The organism is Liquorilactobacillus satsumensis, from assembly GCF_964065465.1.
Taxonomy (GTDB): Bacteria; Bacillota; Bacilli; order Lactobacillales; family Lactobacillaceae; genus Liquorilactobacillus; species Liquorilactobacillus satsumensis.
In genome coordinates this window covers 846,503-863,443 of the sequence record NZ_OZ061606.1, presented here as the reverse complement: position 1 = coordinate 863,443, position 16,941 = coordinate 846,503, and the positions used below count along the sequence as shown (strand labels likewise).

Sequence of the window (16,941 nt, the reverse complement as noted above, 5' to 3'; positions counted from 1 at the left end):
AGCGAAAAGCAAAATTGCAATTAATTAATGACCATTTTCAAAATTACAAGCGATATGCGATTCCTAAAGCACAGTTAGTGATTGCGGATATACCTTATAACTTGGCTGATAATGCCTATGCCTCTAACCCTTTGTGGTACAAAGGCGGAGATGATAGAAATGGCCAATCAGATAAGGCGGGGAAAACATTTTTTGACACTGATGTTGATTTTAGAGTTGCTGAGTTCATGCATTTTTGCTCACACATGCTAATTAAAGAGCCTAGGCAAACTGGTAAAGCGCCGGCAATGGTTGTCTTCTGTGCTTTTCAGCAAATGCAAATGGTGATTGACTACGCAGAAAGATATGGGTTCAAGCATAGTATCCCACTTGTGTTTATAAAAAATAGTTCAGCACAGGTGCTAAAAGCCAATATGAAAATCGTGGGAGCTACAGAATATGGGCTAGTTCTTTATCGTGATAAATTACCAAAGTTTAATAATGACGGGCGCATGATTTTTAACTGGTTTAACTGGGTAAATGACAACAGCTATCCTAAAATTCACCCCACTCAGAAACCAATGCCTGTTTTAAAGCGACTGATTGAAATTTTTACGGATAAAGGCGATACGGTAATCGACCCTGTGGCTGGCAGCGGTTCAACACTTAGGGCAGCAGCAGAGCTTAACCGTAGCGCATACGGTTTTGAAATTAAAAAGGATATGTGCAAATTGGCTCAAGAAAAAATGTTAAAAACTACAGAATTATCATTACTGTCAATTTAAGGAGGCGCGAGCATGAAATTAGACGAGATAGCAGCCAAAGCAGAAAAAGCAGGATTCATTGTTAAGCGGCAGGACGTTGGCAACGGCACAACTTTTTTGAATGTGGACGCGGTTGTATATGACAAGACAATCGACATTGTCAATGATTGCATGCCAATAGCAAGTTTGCTAGGAAACAAGCTCAATATGTACGAGGTATTCAGCAAGCATGAGGAGTATCGCAAGGTGGATAAGGTTACGCCGATTAGAACGGCAGACGTTGTGGAAGTGCTGACAGACATGTTCGAGTATGCAAAAGGAAAAGTGGAGGTAACAAAATGAAGTATAAGAAAAACGACAAGGTTTTAATTCTATGCACTGTGGATTATGGTGAAGAAGGTTTCACTGTGCTTAAAGAGTCACCATTAGAAGGACCAAATATTTTAGGCAAGTTGGAAGATTTTCAGCCTAAAGAAGAAAAAATAAAGTTTACACCTGAAATTAAAAAAGAGTTTGATAGCATCTATAATTCATGCTTCATTCTTTATAGTGCAATGACTAGAATATATAGAAATCCACGCAATTTTCCTAATCTATATCATTTTTTGTTCTGTTGTGAAACGGGAATGGAGCAAGCACAAAATCAAAGAACATTTTCAAATGCGATGTTTAGTTATTCCTTAGTTGAAACTGCTCAACCAGAAAAGCACACGGTCAAAGTTGGCGAGGAATGTCTATATTTTGCACAAGATCAAGATCAAGAAAAAGTATTTGGCTTTGCTTATGATTCTGATGATTTCAAATTAACACTTGATGAAGTGAAAGAAGCAGAAAAGAAGCTGGGCGTTCAAGGCTTGCAAGCTAAATGGTACGAAGCAAGTGAAAAGGATGAATAGGGTAGGCACACACTTTGCGACTAAGCCAGTTATGGATGGCATAAAATTCGACAGCAAACGTGAAATGCAGTTTTACGCCAATTTCGTGAAAGGCAAGCACAGGTTTGAGTACCACAAGAAATATCCGCTGTTTGATAAATTTGCTGTAGGCGGTATGAATATGTTCGGAGCCAGTTACACGCCGGATTTCGTGATTTATGACGTAGACGGAAATGCGATTCATATATTAGACATAAAGACGGGTTTCTCATCGTCAGCAATCAACAGTGGCATACGGCTTCGATTTGAGCTGTTTGCGAGGAGATACGGTAAACCGGTAGAAGTTATCGTTCCAGCAACTAAGACGTTCAGAATGAAGATTCTGGGGCTGACAACGCCATTTGAAGTTAGAAAGTTTAGCAATTTTGATTATACAGTGTTTGATCTGATTGGAGGATAAAATGACATTTGATGAAGCGTGGAAAAAAATTGATGAGGATTCGTTTCCGTTTGAAATTCCTGATGAAGCTAGTGACTCAGAAATTCTTCAGTCTGATTTGATTTATGTTTTTGAAGAACTGCGTAAAAAATATGCACCAATTGTTGAATTGACGCAAGAACAGAAAAACGTTTGGGATATAGCAGTTGATGCGTCTAATCAACATCCTAAAGATTTCATATTCTTTGTAGATATGTTAGAAAATGTAGACGAATTTCACGGGTATGTGTTTGAAGAAAAACTGACAAAATTTAGGCATAATTCAGGAGACTTAATAAACATGTGGTTACACCCGGAAACAATTAAGGTTGTTGGCAACATTCACAATAATCAAGAATTGTTGGAGGATAGTCATGATTGATAGACAATTTATACAGGATAAGGAAACTATAGAACACTACGTCAGAAGAAGTATGAAGGATGCCAATTCAGTAACTGAGATAGTTGCAAAGCTAATCACTAAGTATGTGAGATGCAAACGGAATGGATTTGAGCCATCACCAGAAATCAAGGCGTTGTTCAGGATAAGCGAGTTGCCCAATGGGACAGACCGGTTAATGCAGCAGTTGCTGATTGACAAAGGTAATGGTGAATTTGAGGGGGTTAAATTAAATGATTGAAAGCAATGCATTTACTGATAAATATGGTAAGCAAATACTTGTGGTGGGGAATAGAACAAATATTGAACTTGTAAGTACTGAAAATACAGAAAAAATTACTTTTGATTTAGAAAATACAGATATCTTGCAATTTATTTATAAAGTAGCTAAAAGAACTTGGAAGAACTTTACTCCAAAAATGGCATGGTCGGACTCGTCTGATTACTATGCCTACTATGACAGAAAGCTGGATAGTGAAGGAGGGCTAACCCTATCAACGAGTCTAAGAAGCTCTCAATTAGTTGTTGAGAGACCTTATGGAGCTGGTGAAGTCTACTACAGATTTAATAAAGTACGTTGTGAGACTTTTATTTATGATGTTCTTGATTGGTTTCCAGAAACTAAGGGGGTAAAGGAATGAAGACTAGGGAAGAACTTTTAAAGATGTTTGAAGGAGATAAATTATTTTTTCCCAAAGGAAGCACGCTTGAAGACCAACATAGAAATATTTGTTTATTAGATATTTTGGATGTTTTAGCAGCACCCACTGAGGAACAATCAAAGTGCGAATACTGTCATTCCCCTTTTAAGTACTTAATCCAAGCTTGGAATTATTATAAAAATAAACCTGACTTAAAAGTAAATTTTTCTGAATTGGAAAAAGATTATCAAGGTGATGCGGCTAAAGAGTATTTGGAATTGAAATGGGGCGATAAGTTAACAGGAGTTCCATTGGGATTTTATGGTTGGAAATATTGTCCAAAATGTGGAAGAAGGCTGAATGATGAGTAAATTACGACCAGATTATTACAAGGGTAAAAATGGTCATGACTTGTTCTGGTTCTTTGAAACATTCTTGCCTAAGCCGTGGGTAATCGGATTTTATGTGCTGAATGTGATCAAATACGTAGTCCGACATGAGGGCAAGAATGGTATTGAAGACTTAGGAAAAGCCAAGACTTATGTTGAACGGCTAGTGGAGTTCGAGGAGGCAAATAAAAATGATAAGCGAGGAAGCATACGAAATAATACATCAGATTGACCGGGAGCGTGGCTGGAACAGTATTAAGCCCACCGATGAAAGACTGGCTAAGCTAAGAATTTTAATGAGCTATTCTAGTAAGGAGAAACAGTTTGCTGAAACAACAGAAAAGCTTGGCATTAGTAAGCAAAACTTTGCTGACGAGATCAGAAACTTCAATTCTATTAGAGGAATGGCGGAAAAGTTTGATATTGAACGCAAGAAGGTTATGGACTATATAGAGAACTTTGGGCTCAGAGATCTTTATTATGATTATGTAGAAAAGAGCCATGCCTATGTAATCAAAAATAACCAAAGCGGATATGTTCAGACTATATATGGCGGCAATAAAGCACTAGCGAAGTTTTTTGGAGTGGCGAATGGAACAATGCAGCATGCAGTTTTATTTGGGAACTATAAGGGCTACAAAATCATGAGAATGCAAGATTTCTTAGGCGAACGTGACTACAGTGCACAGCGAATAAAAGCTAAATAGAGGTGTAAGCGTGAAAAGGACAACTTTTAATTATATTGCAGATATGATCAGAGATTATCCGTCGGCAGAGGAATATGTTCGTCGACGCGAGCAAGAGCTGATGTATAAATATCAAGAGTTTCAAGATGAAAATGTTGGCGGTGGCCGAGCGGAAAACAAGAAAGACGAAGGCGTAGCTCAAATGGCTATTACATTGGCGACAGATAGACGCATTGAGAATATTAAAAGAAATCAGCAGGCTGTAGGCAGAGCACTGCAAAGGTCTAGCGACATCACGAGAGATATAATTTATGAGCTGTATCTTCGAGAGAATGGAATTTACAATACAGAAGGCGTAGCTCAAATGGCACATATTTCAACTAGCCAAGTAAGACGTAAACGAAATAAATTTTTTGAATTAGTTGCAGAGGAACGAGGACTGATTTGAGCATGCGTGAAACGTGCGTGTTTTTGCCATTGTAATATTGATAAAATGGTATTGTCGGAAAGTTGATAGTGACCGACAACCTATGATGGTTTTCTCATTTTTAATTAATTTCTAAATTTGGTAGCAATGGTCGGCGTATGATGGTTCGATTCCATCACATTGCGTAGTGTTTGTAGTAATCACTTAAAACTACCGTGTAGCTATGTTACAAGCTTGGCAGTCGGGAGGCTGTTTTACATAAATAAACCTAATCCAGTAGCAACTAGTATACGCAGAAAAGTCTGCCAAGCTTTTCCTACTTGTTACAAATGGATAGAGCGTTATAGCAATTGAACTGTCAACAAATAGTTGATGGTTCTTTTTAATTTAAGGTGGTGGTACAGACGAAGTGGAACAAAGAACATATTCAGTACATTAAAGAGTTGCAAGAAAAAGGGCTAAGTTCTGAAAAAGCAATCAAAGTGTTTAATAAGTATTTCGGTAGCGATACAAGCGCTAGATATCTGAGACAGAAAGCGTACGAAAATGGAATACCGTTTGAAAATCATGGTCGCAAGCCTAAGTCTGTATCATCACGTACTAAGAAACAGACTCAATCATGGAATGCAGATGGTGTGCAAACCTCTGAAACAATAATCAAAGTCATTAAAGGTCAGAAGATGAGTGATGAAGACTTACTAAAAGCTCATGGATATGACCCTGACAAATTTATTTTAGCTAATGCAATATCTAACTTTTGGAAGCAAACTCCCGAAGCAACGTTATTTCAGACTAAAATATCAATCAAGCCTAAGAATGAATTATCTGCTAATGAGTATGTGGATATATTTAATAGCAAGATTGAACCATTGCAAGTTAATTTAATCAGAGAGGGACGACATAGTTTAGTCGTTCCGCTTTTTGACCTTCATATGGGCATTATGACGTTTGATCTATACAGAGAGCAGTTGGCAGAGATTGAAGAAATCATGAGTCGTGGCTTTAAACATATTGTTGTTGAACAAGGCGGAGACCTCTTTCATTCAGATTTCATGAACAAAACACAGACAGTCAAGGGCACGCAATTAGACCACGTTGATATGGTCAATGCAATAAAGGACGCTAAGCGATTCTATGATGAAATTCTTAAGTGTGCTTTAGCAAATGCACCAAAGGTTGATGTTTATTCAGTAGGCGGTAACCATGATGAAGATATGGTGTATATGTTTACAGACGCTTTAGCAGATCGTTTTCCGCAAGCAACTATACACAATACTAATGAATATCGACAAGCATATCAGATTGACAAGGTTGGTATCATGCTTGCACATGGCGACAAAGCACAAAAGAAGTTTCCAATGCTGTTTGCGACAGAATATCCGTTTATTTGGTCACAGAGTAATTACAGGGAAATACATTACGGACATTTCCACAAAGAAGTAACCAATGATGATTATGGAGTTGTCACACGTCAAATTGGCACGCCTAAACTAAATGACCCATATGAGAAAGCAAATGGATATACGATGGCTACACATAAGCTACAGTTATTTGAGTATGGGATTGATAAGCTGAAAGCGACATACGAGATATAAGGAGTGATTATATGAGATGAAAAAAGACAGTGAGTACGGACTAGTTAGCAGCAGGGAAGAACTGTAACTACTGCGTGAGTTAGATAGAGAATTGAAGTGTGATGAATTTAAAGTGACGATTGGTGAGATTGTTAAAGCAAAGATAGGTGGTGGTGATATGACATGACAGAGCAAGAGCAAGAGCAAGCTAAGAAGGATTATTTAGCAGGAATGAAGTATAAAGACATTGCTACCAAGTATGAAGTGTCTATCAACACCGTTAAAAGTTGGAAGAATAGATATGGGTGGCAAAGAGGTGCACCCACTAAAAAAAGTATGCACACAAAAACAAAAAAGGGTGCACACAAAATTACAAAGGTTGCAGTTGAAAAAATAACAGAGAATGATGAACTGACAGAAAAGCAAAAACGTTTCTGTCTTTTTTATTTGCAAAGATTTAATGCAACGTGGGCGTACCAGCAAGCTTATGAGTGTAGTTATGAGGTGGCCAATGCTAAAGGACCATCCTTGTTAGTAAAAGATAGTATTAAATTAATGCTCAAAGAATTAAAGAAACAGCAGTCACAAGAGCTTTATGTTGATGCAAATGATATTCTGCAAGGCTACCTAAAGCAGGCTACAGCGGACGTTACGGATGTTGTGGAGTTCGAGACGGTTAAGCGATTGAAGTGGCAGAAGGACTATTCAAAGAATGGTAAGTATGGTCCGAAAAGTAATCCCTATGATTATGTTCCTGTCATTGATCCAGATACTGGGGAGCAGGCTTTTTACTTTGAGCAGGTCGTTAAATTACGTGATAGCAAGAACGTTGATACCTCCAATATCAAGTCAATCCGGATTGATAAAGGCGAAGCGGTTGTTGAGATGTACGACAAACAAAAAGCTATGAAAGAACTGCTTGAACGATTACCTGCAACAGATGATTTAAATAAGCATAAAACACGTAAGCTGAAAGCCGAAGCGGATATTGCAGAAGCTAAGGCACGCATTCTAAATGATAAAGGCGATGATACTGAGACTAAAGTGTCTAAGTTGTTGGATAAGATAGACGAAGCAATCGAAGGAAATGATAACAATGATAACTGATTTGTATTCACCTAAACAAGTAGATGTGATGAGGACAGTGCTTCACCGTCATGATTGGCGTTTGCTGATTAATTATGGAGCTGTGCGTTCTGGCAAGACAGTTATTGATAATGATATCTTTCTGATGGAGTTACGCCGAGTGCGTATGTTAGCAGACAAGTTAGATGTAGATGAGCCGATGTATATTTTGGCTGGTTATTCTAGTAAATCATTGCAAAATAATGTGCTGCAGGAAATATCGAATAAGTATGGTATTGAGTTTAAGTTCGATAAGCATGGATCATTTGTTTTATTTGGAGTTAAAGTAGTACAGACATTTACTGGTTCGATTGCCGGCCTTGGTGCTATTCGTGGTATGACAAGTTTTGGTGCATATGTAAATGAAGCATCCCTTGCTAACGAAGAAGTATTTAATGAAATTCTTAATCGCTGTTCTGCTAGAGATGCACGGATCATTTGTGATACTAATCCTGATGTGCCAACTCATTACCTCAAGAAAGATTACATTGATAACCAAGATCCTAAAGCTGGTGTAGTAAGCTTTCATTTTACGATTGATGATAATAAGTTTTTGGATGCTAAATATGTTCAGAATATGAAAGCTGGAACTCCCACAGGAATGTTCTATGATCGCAGTATTTTAGGCTTGTGGGTGTCTGGTGATGGAATGGTGTATCAAGACTTTAACAAGGACACGATGATTATTCCACGAGATAAACTTCCAAATGATCTCAAGTATTACGTTGGTGTCGATTGGGGCTATGAACATAAGGGCACAATTGTTGTTCTTGGTGATGATAAGGATGGTAATACTTACCTAATAGAGGAACATACGAAGCAGTACAAAGAAATTGATTACTGGGTGAGTGTGGCAAAAGACATTCAGAAGAGGTATGGAAAACGAGTTAAGTTTTGGGCTGACTCAGCCCGACCAGAACATGTTGCGAGATTTAAAAGAGAATTTATAGATTGTTTCAACGCAAAGAAGAGTGTTATTTCAGGTATTGAATCAGTGGCCAAGTTAATAAAAACCGGTCACTTTTTTGTTGTAGAAGAATCAATCGAAAGTTTTCTCGATGAAATTTATCAATATGTATGGGATGAAAAGAGTGGACTTCCAGTTAAAGAAAATGATGATGTGATGGATGCTGTTCGTTATGCAATTTACAACACACATGAACGAATCAAAGCTAAGGTCACAAAAAAGCCGAGCTTCTTTTATAGAAATTAACGATAGATTGGAGATGAGAACATGGGAGTTCCGATTGATGCAGAGTTACTACAGGATCCCAACGATCCTAACTACAAAGTTTTAAATTATGTAGTTCAGCAACACAATAAAGAAAAGTACCGACTGCAGATGCTATCGGATTATTACGATGGCAAACATGAGATATTGCATCATTCAATGGCAAATAATCAGTACAGTAGCAATAACAAGGTAGTCGTCAATCACGCCAAGTACATCACTGATATGAACGTTGGCTTTACCACTGGTAATCCGATTGCGTACACAGCTGAAAAAGGTAAGAACATTGATCCGATTACTGATGAATTCAATAAGATGGATGTTCAGACACACGATGCAGAGCTTGAAAAGGATTTGAGCGTGTTCGGTGTCGGCTTTGAAGTTCATTACCTCAAAACGACAGGGTTTGCAGATGATAAGCAGAAACAACCGATTACAGAGGAACGGATTGAATGTATCGATCCACGAGGGATTGTAATGTGTACCGATGATACGGTCGAACATAATCCGTTGTTTGCGATCCACATTCAAGAAAAATTCGATCTAGACGGAACAGCTAACGGCTATTTGCTCGATGTGTACACCAAGACACAGCTAATTTCTTATCGCACAAGATTCGGTTACAACTTGGATGATAGCAATATCGACAGCAGGAAAGTAACACCGCATTACTTTGGTGATGTGCCGGTAGTTGAGTTCAGAAACAACGAAGAGCGACAAGGCGATTTTGAACAATGCAAGTCACTGATTGATGCCTACAACACGTTACAGTCTGATCGGATTACTGATAAGCAAGACTTTATTGACGCTTTACTGATTGTGTATGGATTCAGCTTAATGGGTGACGATGAGGAAGAAAGCAAGAGTAAACTTAAGAACGGCTTTATTGACGGGGCACCAGGCAAAGGTGAAGATGGTGCATCTGTTGAATGGCTCACTAAGCAGTTAGACGAAACACAGGTTGAATTGTTAGCCAAGTCAATCGAGAATGACATTCACAAGATTTCTTATGTTCCTAACATGAACGATGAGAACTTCATGGGCAATGTCTCAGGAGAAGCAATGAAATACAAGCTGTTTGGTTTGCTAAATCTGCTGTCTACCAAAACGAGATACCTGGTTAAAGGTCTTCGCAGACGTTTAGCTTTAATGCAGAACATCCTGAATAAAAAAGGACAAGGCGTTGATGCTTCTGGTTGCAAGATTACCTTCACACCAAATATTCCGGTTAACTTATCAGATATTATTACCAACATGAAGAATGCTGACGGAATTATTCCGCGAACCATTACCTATGGGTGGTTGCCTGACGTTGACGATCCGGAAGAAGTAGCAGATCAGATGAAACAACAAAAGGCTCAAGATATTAAGGACAGTCAAAAAGCTCTAACAGATGATACTGGCAAGAATATTGACGATGAGGAGTTTAATCAAGACGACAAGGGAGGGAAGAAAGATGATCAAAGTTCAAATGATTGAAACACGCCGCTTTGATGAACGTCAGGTCTCAATTAGAGCAAGTGGCCATGCAGGCTTTGATCTACCTGGTAAAGACATCGTGTGCGCTGCTGTTTCAGTTTTATTGGAACATACCACACAAAATTTAACCTCTTGTCGTATTAATGATGATGGGGTCAGTTATAAAGCCGATGTCTTGAACATTGATGAGGGAGATAAACGGCTACTGAGAGCGCTAGGCAACACTTTAGCAACAATTGCTAATCAATATCCAGATAATCTTTCATTCACTACAAAGGTCTGATGATATGGCTGATAAAGATAAGTTAACCTACTGGGAGCTACGAGCTGTTAGAAATGAACAAAAAGCACACGATGATGCAAACGACAAAGTTGATATCATAACGCGTGCTTATTTACGTGCACAGAGATATTTGGGTGACCAGGTCAATGATATTTACAAAAGATACTTTTACAGTGGTAATTACACGGCCGTACAGGCAGAAGAAATCATGAACACGGCTGTTAGCCCTACCGAGCTTGTAACTTTGCGTGCGTTAGCTAAGAATGTTACAGACGCTGAGTCTAAGAAACAGGTTACAGATTACTTATCAGCTTTGGCGGCTAAAGGACGAATCACTCGCTTAGAAGAGTTACAGGCTAAGTCCTACATTGCGGTTAAACAAGCAGCTAGTGTTGAGATTGAACATTCAACTGGACTGTACACCAAAGTAATTCAAGACGCATGGAATCAAGCTGCTGCAGAAAAGATTATTGGTGATGTTACCAAAGATGTGCAGCTTTACGAAAAAGGTTATGTGGCTGAGTTAGACAAAACAAAACGTCAAATTAGAATTGCTGATCCTGAAACTGGTAACGAGATCACAACGGTTAATGCAGTACCAGAGAAGAAGGTTACTGAGTTCAGGCAACTCTCCACTCGTTACGTTAAGCAGGCGTTAAGTGAACGATGGCACGGTAAAAATTACTCACAGCGTATTTGGAACAATACCGATAAATTAGCAGATAGGTTGCAGGAGTTGTTTACCGCCCAACAGATGTCCGGAATGTCTGAGCGTGAGATGGCGCAAGAAATTGAGAAAGAGTTTGGTGCCGGTATCTACAATGCAAAACGTCTGATCAGAACTGAGGCTAACTATTTCCATAACAAGATAAAGCTTGATAGCTGGAAAGAACGTGGCGTAGAGGAGTACCAACTAGTTGCAGTCCTGGATAAGCGTACGTCTCAGATATGTAGGCACATGGACGGTAAAGTGTTCAAGGTTAAGGACGCAGAAGTAGGCAAGACAATGCCGCCGTTACACCCTTTTGTAGAACCGTGTGTGTCATTCATTTTCAGAATAGCCCGTATTCTGGTGCACGCACGGCTAATAATCCTAAAACGGGAAAGAGATTTAAGCTTGACCAGAGCAAAACTTATCATGACTGGGAGAAAATCATTAACAATGAAAGAGAAAATAATGCCAACAATCATTGATGCAATAGTGTTCTTAGACAGTTTTATGATGAATATTTAAGGATGAAAGAAAATGGTGGAGTTCACAATGAGCCTGACACTTCCGAAGCTAAAAAACGACTTGTGAAAAGAAGAAAAGATTTACGAGATATGATAAAAAAAGAATTTGGATATACAATCTAAATTTTGACCTGTCGAATGTCACTAAACTAGGCAAATTAAATAGCGTGTGTGGGTTTAACTACTCTACATAATGATTGATAGCACTGTACATGGGGCATTTGCCGTGTGTGGGGTGCTATTTTTCGTGGAGTGAATTAAATGTGCATGGGCTAAGGAGGAGTCACAATGGAAAAGATACGATTTTACAGCACTTTATTGAATCTGCAACGTTTCGCTGAAGGCGGAGAAGGAAGTGGTGAAGGTTCTGGCTCAGGCGAGGGTGAAGGTTCAGGTGAAGGAACTGGTACCGGTGAAGGTAAAGAAGATAAGCCGTTCAAGGCATTCAAAACTGAGGATGAATTCAATAGCTGGTTTGATTCTGCTTATGACAAGCGGTTTGAAAAGGCTGCAGAGAATTTGAAAGCCAAATGGGAGAAAGAGTCTAAGGAAAAGAAGTCCTACGACAAGATGACTGACGCTGAAAAAGCTGAGTATGACTTCAATCAGAAGCAAGAAAAGCTCAATCAACGTGAGCAGGAAGTTACCGTCAAAGAAAATCGTGCCAACATCACGAATAAACTCGCTGAGGATGGCTTACCAGTTAGCTTGGCTAAGGCTTTCGCACCGGCGTTTGCTGACACAGATAATCTTGAAGCAACTTACAAAGAAATTACCGAGGGATTCCGTGAGGCACTCAAGCAAGGCGTTGATAAGGCACTGGCTGATTCATCTAAAACACCTGGTGCCGGTAGTGGCGGTTCGAAGTCTACCGGTGAAACCTTTGCTCAAGAGCGAAACAAGCAGAGTAAGGGTGCTGCAAAGAGTATTTGGGACACAGTCAAATAAATAAGGAGGAATTTCAATGTATGTAAAAGGGAAAACAGTAGTTAACCAGATCAATTTCTTAGCTTCAGAAGTATCATTAGTTCCATTTCCACAGACAGTGGATAACACCAACTACAATGTACAGACTGATGATCTTGGTCACAAGATCATTCCAGCCGGTACCGTATATCCAACAAACGATGCTAAGGCAATTGGGGTAACTTACAACGAGGTTGATGTAACTAATGGCAAACAGCCTGTGGCAGTCATTCAGGAAGGTTGGGTACTTGGTCAACGCTTGCCAGTTGCTCCGTCTGCGGATGCAATTAAGGCAATGACCACAATTCATTTCAAGGATATTGATGCTTTAACTGCCGCACAAGGCGGTCAAGGCTAGTATTTTTGTTCAAATCACAAATTAGGAGGAACTGTTAATGCCAAAATTAATTGATTTACAACGTTTTGCAGATATTGCAGAACTTTTCTCGCAACGAGAAATCTTAGATTACACCCGGAATCGTGATTATCCAGTAATGTTGGGTGATACGTTATTCCCAGCACGCCGGACACAATCACTTGAATTAGATCAGTTGAGCGGCGGGACACGCACACCGATTATTGCTTCACTGTCTGCATTTGATGCCGAAGCTGAGATTGGCAGCCGTCAAGCTGAAAAGAAAGCAATGGAACTTGCGTACATTAAGCGTAAGATGCAGATCAAAGAAAAAGATCTCATTGCTTTGAAGAATCCACGAACACCGGAAGAGCAGCAGTATCTTATGAGTCGTGTATTTAACGACATCGATGTTTTGGTGCAAGGTGTCAATGCACGTGTTGAGAAGATGGCTATGGATGTGTTGGCTACTGGTAAAATTACCGATGAAGATCTTGATATTTCTTTGGATTACCAAGTTCCAGCAGAACATCAAACAACGCTCACAAGTACTAAGACATGGGATAAAGACGGTGTCGATATTCTGAACGACTTGGTTACTTTTGCTGATGCGTTGGATATCACACCAACGCGTGCACTGACATCTAAGAAAGTCTACCGTTTGATTACTACTAACGCTAAGGTGCTGCAGGGTATTTATGGGACTTCAACACGTGCGTTGAGCCAAGCAGACTTTGATGCATTCATGCAAGCACAGGGATTACCAATTATCCGCACGTACGATAACAAGTACAAAAAGGAAGGCAAGGACGGTAAGCTTACCTCTGAACGCTACTTCCCTGAAAATCGGATTGTGCTGATGAATGACGATCTGTTAGGTGAAAAGGTTTATGGGCCAACACCTGACGAGATTGCTTTACCAAGCAACTCTGATGTGCAGTCAAATCAGATTGGAAATGTGTTTACTGCTATTTACTCTACAACTAAGGATCCGATTGGTACTTGGGAAAAGGCAGCTGCTACTGCATTACCAGGTTTTGCAGCAGTTGATGAAGTATTCCAAGCACAAGTTTTAGCTTAGGCATGGAGGTGTAGTCGATGAATGACGCTCAACAGATTGCTGCATTGGTTACACGTTTAGGTATCAGTACAGACCTTGCAACCGATTATTATAACGACGGTGTAGCTGAGATTCTCGACTACACTAACCGAGACAAGTTGGTTGGGAATATGGCGGTGTATGCTAAGAAATTAGCAATCATTGCTTATAATCGAGACGGGATTGAGGGCGAATCAGAACGTACTGAGGGTGGAGTAAGTAACACCTTAGAACTTGGAATTCCGCTTGAAATCAGACATGGGTTAAATAAATATCGGACTGCAAAGGTGGTTGATCTGCAATGAGACTTAAAACAGCAGATTTAACCACTATTTATTTACGTGAACCGATTAATGGTCAAGATGATGAGGGTAATATCATAAAAAATGGTTGGGGCGATCCAATCACAATTAAAATGAATGTCCAAAGTGCTGGTGGTACTGTCAATGCTCAAATCTGGGGCAAAGACCTTAAGTATATCAAGTCCTGTAAGTACCAAGGAAACTTGATAAACGAAGGACAGCAGGAAAACTGGGGCATTTGCCTGCATGTTGCTAAGGATGAGGAACCAGATTATCTGATAAATTCCATTCAAACCTTTAGTGACCACAAGAATATTACGTTGGAGAAACGTAACAAAGGCAGTGATTCTAATGGCTGAGATTGAATGGAAAGGTTATGACAGTTTAAAAGCTAAACTCGCTAAGCTACCTAAGATTGCACATGATGCAATTTGGGATGGGAGTTTTGACGTTGTCGAAAAAGTGCAAGGTTACGCGATTAGAGAACTTCAATCCAGTGTAAAGCATGGAAATGGAGAGCTTGCACGCAGTCTGAAGTATGAAGTAATTGATAAAGAAGGCAAAGTGGTCGGTCGTGTTTGGTCCGATGATGCGGTGGCTTGGTTTAGAGAATTCGGGACTGGGAAGGTTGGTCAAGAGTCACCAAAAGAACTTCCGAAGGGATTTAATCCTTCTTACAGGCAAACGCCTTGGTTTATTCCGGCGGATAAGGTAGGAGTTGACCTTAACGAAATCTATGGAATGCCAAAAATCAAAATTAATGGGAAGTTATTTTATCGGACTAATGGTCAGCCGGCACGCCAATTCTTAACACCGGCAATCAACAAGGTTAAGGACGAAGCACCTGAGATTGTCAAAGCTAGAGTCAATAATGCAATCAGAAACAAGTTAGGGGGATCATGATGGAAATATTCAACGTGAAATCCCAAGTATTTAAGACACTGAAATCTGTAACTGAAATAAAACAGGTTTCGACAACTTATCCAGATCAGTTTGTGGTTTATCCCGCTGCAGTTTATTATGCACAGCACAAGGCTTATTTCAGGGATAATCACATGCAGGAATTACAGACAGAATGGACAATTACCGTTGATCTATTTATTGATCAAGGTAGTTTAACCAGCATTACCAATCAGCTCATATCGCTATTTAGTGATATGGGCTTTTCTAATGATGTCGGTGATGACAACTTAGCTGGGATCACACGTTGTGTTCTGCGATTCACTGGGGTAGTTGATAATCAGACACTAAGAGTTTTTCAGAAATAGAAAGGATGAAACATATTGGAAAAATACATGAAGTATGAAACATTGCTCAATCTGCAGCGATTTGCTGACACGGTAGATGCTAGTGCTGGTCTTGCTGGTACTGGTTCAAAATTGGAGATGTCATCTGATAATGGAACAACTTTTACTGAAGTTGCCTCAATTAAAACAATTCCCGATATCGGTGCTGATCCAGAAAATATTGATGTTACCTCCTTAGCTGATGACAAGAAAAAGAATGTCCCGGGTATTCAAAATACTTCTACATTGGCATTTCAAGTTGTTTATAAAGGAGACAACTTCAAAACTGCGCTTACACATGCTGGGGATCACAAACAGTATAAATGGAAAGTTACTTATCCAGATGGAATGACAGCAACCTTTGAAGGTTCATACACGATCAAGATGGGCAACGTGGCAGTTAATGGTGCGTTGGACTTCACGATTTCAATTGTGGTATCTGATGGACCGGACTTTACAGCTGCCAGTAGTGGCCAATAATGGAACGACAACCTATTATCCAACAACTGGGTAAGTAATTAACTAGGTAAGAGACGAGCAAGCCTAAAAAGGTGGATATGAGACGATTAAATAAAACGGAGGAATTTAATAATGCCAGTAAAAAAAGCAACTAAGAAGTTTGAATTTGGTGGTCTGCAGCTTGAATTGAAGTTAAGTGGCCGTGACGTGATTAATATTGAAAAACGTTTAGGAAAGTCCATGATGTCGTTATTTATGAGTGGAGATGGAGACATGAAGTTGCCACCTGCTAATGAAATGCTGATTGTATTGCAAGGTGCAAATCAGACTCACGGGGTCAGCGAAAATGACATTATTACTGCCTTTGAAAAGTTCTTCGATGAAGGGCATGCACCAATGGAATTATTCTCTGTGTTGACAGATTTATTCCAGGAATCAGGTTTTTTCGGCAAAAAGGATTCGGTTTCGAAGACGAATTCCAAATCGGAGTTGGAAGTGTTGGACGGAGGAGTAAAGGATCCGGAAAGCGTACTGTAAAAGAAAGTTATTCAACTGTATCTGAACTGCTGAGAGCTGTTTATCCATTGGCAGTTCAATCCGGTATTGATGCAGAGCAATACTGGGAGATGAATTTTGAGGAAGTCATGGTGCAAACTTTGGCTAATAATCGTAATAGAATTCAAGACTTACGAATGCGAGCCATTATGGATCATAAGCAATCGGAGCTTATGGCGTACGCGTTAAATGATCCGGGTAAGATGCCAAAAGTAGAAGAAGCTTATCCATTTGTTAAGGGGTCGGAACCTAAACAAGTTGAGCAGGTACCACAATGGAAAAAGGATCAACTGATGCTTATGCAACAGGCGCAGAGAATCAGAAATTCTAGAAAAAATACATAGGAAGGAGGCAA

At 39.6% G+C, this 16,941-nt stretch carries 27 protein-coding genes; all 27 read left to right on the top strand.

The genetic code is table 11. The features are described from left to right. Positions 1 to 14: 14 nt before the first annotated feature. The 27 genes from AB3Y88_RS04065 to AB3Y88_RS03935 all read left to right on the top strand — a co-directional run bounded on the left by AB3Y88_RS04065 (position 15) and on the right by AB3Y88_RS03935 (position 16,930). Positions 15 to 764, top strand: a complete 750-nt coding sequence (locus tag AB3Y88_RS04065) for a site-specific DNA-methyltransferase (RefSeq protein WP_367293378.1) — start codon at positions 15 to 17, stop codon at positions 762 to 764. 12 nt (positions 765 to 776) lie between these two features. After that, positions 777 to 1,085, top strand: coding sequence for a hypothetical protein (locus AB3Y88_RS04060; protein WP_367293377.1), 309 nt, complete (start codon positions 777 to 779; stop codon positions 1,083 to 1,085). Then, positions 1,082 to 1,639 carry a hypothetical protein gene (locus AB3Y88_RS04055; RefSeq protein ID WP_367293376.1) on the top strand — a complete coding sequence of 186 codons (558 nt, stop codon included), beginning with the start codon at positions 1,082 to 1,084 and terminating at the stop codon, positions 1,637 to 1,639. The genes AB3Y88_RS04060 and AB3Y88_RS04055 overlap by 4 nt, the downstream gene beginning before the upstream one ends. Beyond that, positions 1,632 to 2,078 carry a DUF1064 domain-containing protein gene (locus tag AB3Y88_RS04050; RefSeq protein ID WP_367293375.1) on the top strand — a complete coding sequence of 149 codons (447 nt, stop codon included), beginning with the start codon at positions 1,632 to 1,634 and terminating at the stop codon, positions 2,076 to 2,078. Before AB3Y88_RS04055 ends, AB3Y88_RS04050 begins: the two co-directional genes overlap by 8 nt. Before the next feature lies 1 nt (position 2,079). Continuing rightward, positions 2,080 to 2,478, top strand: a complete 399-nt coding sequence (locus AB3Y88_RS04045; protein WP_367293374.1) for a hypothetical protein — start codon at positions 2,080 to 2,082, stop codon at positions 2,476 to 2,478. After that, positions 2,471 to 2,737, top strand: a complete 267-nt coding sequence (locus AB3Y88_RS04040) for a hypothetical protein (protein WP_367293373.1) — start codon at positions 2,471 to 2,473, stop codon at positions 2,735 to 2,737. The genes AB3Y88_RS04045 and AB3Y88_RS04040 overlap by 8 nt, the downstream gene beginning before the upstream one ends. Then, positions 2,730 to 3,137 (top strand): hypothetical protein, encoded by a 408-nt coding sequence (locus AB3Y88_RS04035; RefSeq protein WP_261909726.1) that lies wholly within the window; start codon positions 2,730 to 2,732, stop codon positions 3,135 to 3,137. Before AB3Y88_RS04040 ends, AB3Y88_RS04035 begins: the two co-directional genes overlap by 8 nt. Beyond that, positions 3,134 to 3,508 carry a hypothetical protein gene (locus tag AB3Y88_RS04030; protein ID WP_261909725.1) on the top strand — a complete coding sequence of 125 codons (375 nt, stop codon included), beginning with the start codon at positions 3,134 to 3,136 and terminating at the stop codon, positions 3,506 to 3,508. The genes AB3Y88_RS04035 and AB3Y88_RS04030 overlap by 4 nt, the downstream gene beginning before the upstream one ends. After that, a complete protein-coding gene (locus AB3Y88_RS04025; protein WP_367293372.1) occupies positions 3,501 to 3,758 on the top strand; it encodes a DUF3310 domain-containing protein in 258 nt (85 codons plus the stop codon). Before AB3Y88_RS04030 ends, AB3Y88_RS04025 begins: the two co-directional genes overlap by 8 nt. Next, positions 3,718 to 4,233, top strand: a complete 516-nt coding sequence (locus tag AB3Y88_RS04020) for a hypothetical protein (RefSeq protein WP_367293371.1) — start codon at positions 3,718 to 3,720, stop codon at positions 4,231 to 4,233. Before AB3Y88_RS04025 ends, AB3Y88_RS04020 begins: the two co-directional genes overlap by 41 nt. Positions 4,234 to 4,243: 10 nt before the next feature. Continuing rightward, positions 4,244 to 4,660 (top strand): transcriptional regulator, encoded by a 417-nt coding sequence (locus tag AB3Y88_RS04015; RefSeq protein WP_367293370.1) that lies wholly within the window; start codon positions 4,244 to 4,246, stop codon positions 4,658 to 4,660. 374 nt (positions 4,661 to 5,034) lie between these two features. Then, the gene (locus tag AB3Y88_RS04010; protein ID WP_367293369.1) at positions 5,035 to 6,234 is read left to right on the top strand and encodes a helix-turn-helix domain-containing protein; all 1,200 of its coding nucleotides are present in this window, start codon (positions 5,035 to 5,037) and stop codon (positions 6,232 to 6,234) included. Positions 6,235 to 6,396: 162 nt separating this feature from the next. Continuing rightward, on the top strand, positions 6,397 to 7,320 hold the full coding sequence (locus tag AB3Y88_RS04005; protein ID WP_367293368.1) for a terminase small subunit: 924 nt from the start codon (positions 6,397 to 6,399) through the stop codon (positions 7,318 to 7,320). Beyond that, a complete protein-coding gene (locus tag AB3Y88_RS04000; RefSeq protein ID WP_228889510.1) occupies positions 7,310 to 8,551 on the top strand; it encodes a PBSX family phage terminase large subunit in 1,242 nt (413 codons plus the stop codon). Before AB3Y88_RS04005 ends, AB3Y88_RS04000 begins: the two co-directional genes overlap by 11 nt. A gap of 21 nt (positions 8,552 to 8,572) precedes the next feature. After that, positions 8,573 to 10,048 (top strand): phage portal protein, encoded by a 1,476-nt coding sequence (locus AB3Y88_RS03995; RefSeq protein WP_228889507.1) that lies wholly within the window; start codon positions 8,573 to 8,575, stop codon positions 10,046 to 10,048. Then, positions 10,026 to 10,331, top strand: a complete 306-nt coding sequence (locus AB3Y88_RS03990) for a ribosomal-processing cysteine protease Prp (protein ID WP_228889504.1) — start codon at positions 10,026 to 10,028, stop codon at positions 10,329 to 10,331. The genes AB3Y88_RS03995 and AB3Y88_RS03990 overlap by 23 nt, the downstream gene beginning before the upstream one ends. Positions 10,332 to 10,335: 4 nt before the next feature. Beyond that, positions 10,336 to 11,565 carry a minor capsid protein gene (locus AB3Y88_RS03985; protein ID WP_228889501.1) on the top strand — a complete coding sequence of 410 codons (1,230 nt, stop codon included), beginning with the start codon at positions 10,336 to 10,338 and terminating at the stop codon, positions 11,563 to 11,565. Between the two features lie 287 nt (positions 11,566 to 11,852). Next, positions 11,853 to 12,512 carry a DUF4355 domain-containing protein gene (locus tag AB3Y88_RS03980; RefSeq protein WP_228889498.1) on the top strand — a complete coding sequence of 220 codons (660 nt, stop codon included), beginning with the start codon at positions 11,853 to 11,855 and terminating at the stop codon, positions 12,510 to 12,512. 16 nt (positions 12,513 to 12,528) lie between these two features. Then, a complete protein-coding gene (locus AB3Y88_RS03975) occupies positions 12,529 to 12,888 on the top strand; it encodes a hypothetical protein (RefSeq protein WP_054756182.1) in 360 nt (119 codons plus the stop codon). A 37-nt stretch (positions 12,889 to 12,925) separates the two neighbouring features. Next, positions 12,926 to 13,966, top strand: a complete 1,041-nt coding sequence (locus AB3Y88_RS03970; protein ID WP_367293367.1) for a major capsid protein — start codon at positions 12,926 to 12,928, stop codon at positions 13,964 to 13,966. 17 nt (positions 13,967 to 13,983) lie between these two features. Further along, the gene (locus AB3Y88_RS03965) at positions 13,984 to 14,289 is read left to right on the top strand and encodes a phage head-tail connector protein (RefSeq protein WP_367293366.1); all 306 of its coding nucleotides are present in this window, start codon (positions 13,984 to 13,986) and stop codon (positions 14,287 to 14,289) included. Further along, the gene (locus AB3Y88_RS03960) at positions 14,286 to 14,645 is read left to right on the top strand and encodes a hypothetical protein (protein WP_056961229.1); all 360 of its coding nucleotides are present in this window, start codon (positions 14,286 to 14,288) and stop codon (positions 14,643 to 14,645) included. The genes AB3Y88_RS03965 and AB3Y88_RS03960 overlap by 4 nt, the downstream gene beginning before the upstream one ends. Next, positions 14,638 to 15,189 (top strand): hypothetical protein, encoded by a 552-nt coding sequence (locus AB3Y88_RS03955; RefSeq protein WP_056961228.1) that lies wholly within the window; start codon positions 14,638 to 14,640, stop codon positions 15,187 to 15,189. The genes AB3Y88_RS03960 and AB3Y88_RS03955 overlap by 8 nt, the downstream gene beginning before the upstream one ends. Beyond that, complete coding sequence (locus AB3Y88_RS03950; protein WP_056961227.1) at positions 15,189 to 15,554, top strand: hypothetical protein; 366 nt, start codon at positions 15,189 to 15,191, stop codon at positions 15,552 to 15,554. The genes AB3Y88_RS03955 and AB3Y88_RS03950 overlap by 1 nt, the downstream gene beginning before the upstream one ends. Before the next feature lie 27 nt (positions 15,555 to 15,581). Beyond that, entirely contained in the window at positions 15,582 to 16,052 is a 471-nt protein-coding gene (locus AB3Y88_RS03945) for a phage tail tube protein (protein WP_056961226.1), read from the top strand. A 111-nt stretch (positions 16,053 to 16,163) separates the two neighbouring features. Then, complete coding sequence (locus tag AB3Y88_RS03940; RefSeq protein WP_054756761.1) at positions 16,164 to 16,568, top strand: DUF6096 family protein; 405 nt, start codon at positions 16,164 to 16,166, stop codon at positions 16,566 to 16,568. Between the two features lie 89 nt (positions 16,569 to 16,657). Next, positions 16,658 to 16,930: a hypothetical protein gene (locus AB3Y88_RS03935; protein WP_261909621.1), complete on the top strand. Its 273-nt coding sequence runs from the start codon at positions 16,658 to 16,660 to the stop codon at positions 16,928 to 16,930. Positions 16,931 to 16,941: the final 11 nt, after the last annotated feature.

What these genes read in the sequence shown, in the direction of transcription:
- AB3Y88_RS04060 (WP_367293377.1), top strand. Translation starts at nt 777, where the DNA reads ATGAAATTAGACGAGATAGCAGCCAAAGCAGAAAAAGCAGGATTCATT.
- AB3Y88_RS04055 (WP_367293376.1), top strand. Translation starts at nt 1,082, where the DNA reads ATGAAGTATAAGAAAAACGACAAGGTTTTAATTCTATGCACTGTGGAT.
- AB3Y88_RS04050 (WP_367293375.1), top strand. Translation starts at nt 1,632, where the DNA reads ATGAATAGGGTAGGCACACACTTTGCGACTAAGCCAGTTATGGATGGC.
- AB3Y88_RS04045 (WP_367293374.1), top strand. Translation starts at nt 2,080, where the DNA reads ATGACATTTGATGAAGCGTGGAAAAAAATTGATGAGGATTCGTTTCCG.
- AB3Y88_RS04040 (WP_367293373.1), top strand. Translation starts at nt 2,471, where the DNA reads ATGATTGATAGACAATTTATACAGGATAAGGAAACTATAGAACACTAC.
- AB3Y88_RS04035 (WP_261909726.1), top strand. Translation starts at nt 2,730, where the DNA reads ATGATTGAAAGCAATGCATTTACTGATAAATATGGTAAGCAAATACTT.
- AB3Y88_RS04030 (WP_261909725.1), top strand. Translation starts at nt 3,134, where the DNA reads ATGAAGACTAGGGAAGAACTTTTAAAGATGTTTGAAGGAGATAAATTA.
- AB3Y88_RS04025 (WP_367293372.1), top strand. Translation starts at nt 3,501, where the DNA reads ATGAGTAAATTACGACCAGATTATTACAAGGGTAAAAATGGTCATGAC.
- AB3Y88_RS04020 (WP_367293371.1), top strand. Translation starts at nt 3,718, where the DNA reads ATGATAAGCGAGGAAGCATACGAAATAATACATCAGATTGACCGGGAG.
- AB3Y88_RS04005 (WP_367293368.1), top strand. Translation starts at nt 6,397, where the DNA reads ATGACAGAGCAAGAGCAAGAGCAAGCTAAGAAGGATTATTTAGCAGGA.
- AB3Y88_RS04000 (WP_228889510.1), top strand. Translation starts at nt 7,310, where the DNA reads ATGATAACTGATTTGTATTCACCTAAACAAGTAGATGTGATGAGGACA.
- AB3Y88_RS03995 (WP_228889507.1), top strand. Translation starts at nt 8,573, where the DNA reads ATGGGAGTTCCGATTGATGCAGAGTTACTACAGGATCCCAACGATCCT.
- AB3Y88_RS03990 (WP_228889504.1), top strand. Translation starts at nt 10,026, where the DNA reads ATGATCAAAGTTCAAATGATTGAAACACGCCGCTTTGATGAACGTCAG.
- AB3Y88_RS03985 (WP_228889501.1), top strand. Translation starts at nt 10,336, where the DNA reads ATGGCTGATAAAGATAAGTTAACCTACTGGGAGCTACGAGCTGTTAGA.
- AB3Y88_RS03980 (WP_228889498.1), top strand. Translation starts at nt 11,853, where the DNA reads ATGGAAAAGATACGATTTTACAGCACTTTATTGAATCTGCAACGTTTC.
- AB3Y88_RS03975 (WP_054756182.1), top strand. Translation starts at nt 12,529, where the DNA reads ATGTATGTAAAAGGGAAAACAGTAGTTAACCAGATCAATTTCTTAGCT.
- AB3Y88_RS03970 (WP_367293367.1), top strand. Translation starts at nt 12,926, where the DNA reads ATGCCAAAATTAATTGATTTACAACGTTTTGCAGATATTGCAGAACTT.
- AB3Y88_RS03965 (WP_367293366.1), top strand. Translation starts at nt 13,984, where the DNA reads ATGAATGACGCTCAACAGATTGCTGCATTGGTTACACGTTTAGGTATC.
- AB3Y88_RS03960 (WP_056961229.1), top strand. Translation starts at nt 14,286, where the DNA reads ATGAGACTTAAAACAGCAGATTTAACCACTATTTATTTACGTGAACCG.
- AB3Y88_RS03955 (WP_056961228.1), top strand. Translation starts at nt 14,638, where the DNA reads ATGGCTGAGATTGAATGGAAAGGTTATGACAGTTTAAAAGCTAAACTC.
- AB3Y88_RS03950 (WP_056961227.1), top strand. Translation starts at nt 15,189, where the DNA reads ATGGAAATATTCAACGTGAAATCCCAAGTATTTAAGACACTGAAATCT.
- AB3Y88_RS03945 (WP_056961226.1), top strand. Translation starts at nt 15,582, where the DNA reads ATGAAGTATGAAACATTGCTCAATCTGCAGCGATTTGCTGACACGGTA.
- AB3Y88_RS03940 (WP_054756761.1), top strand. Translation starts at nt 16,164, where the DNA reads ATGCCAGTAAAAAAAGCAACTAAGAAGTTTGAATTTGGTGGTCTGCAG.
- AB3Y88_RS03935 (WP_261909621.1), top strand. Translation starts at nt 16,658, where the DNA reads ATGAATTTTGAGGAAGTCATGGTGCAAACTTTGGCTAATAATCGTAAT.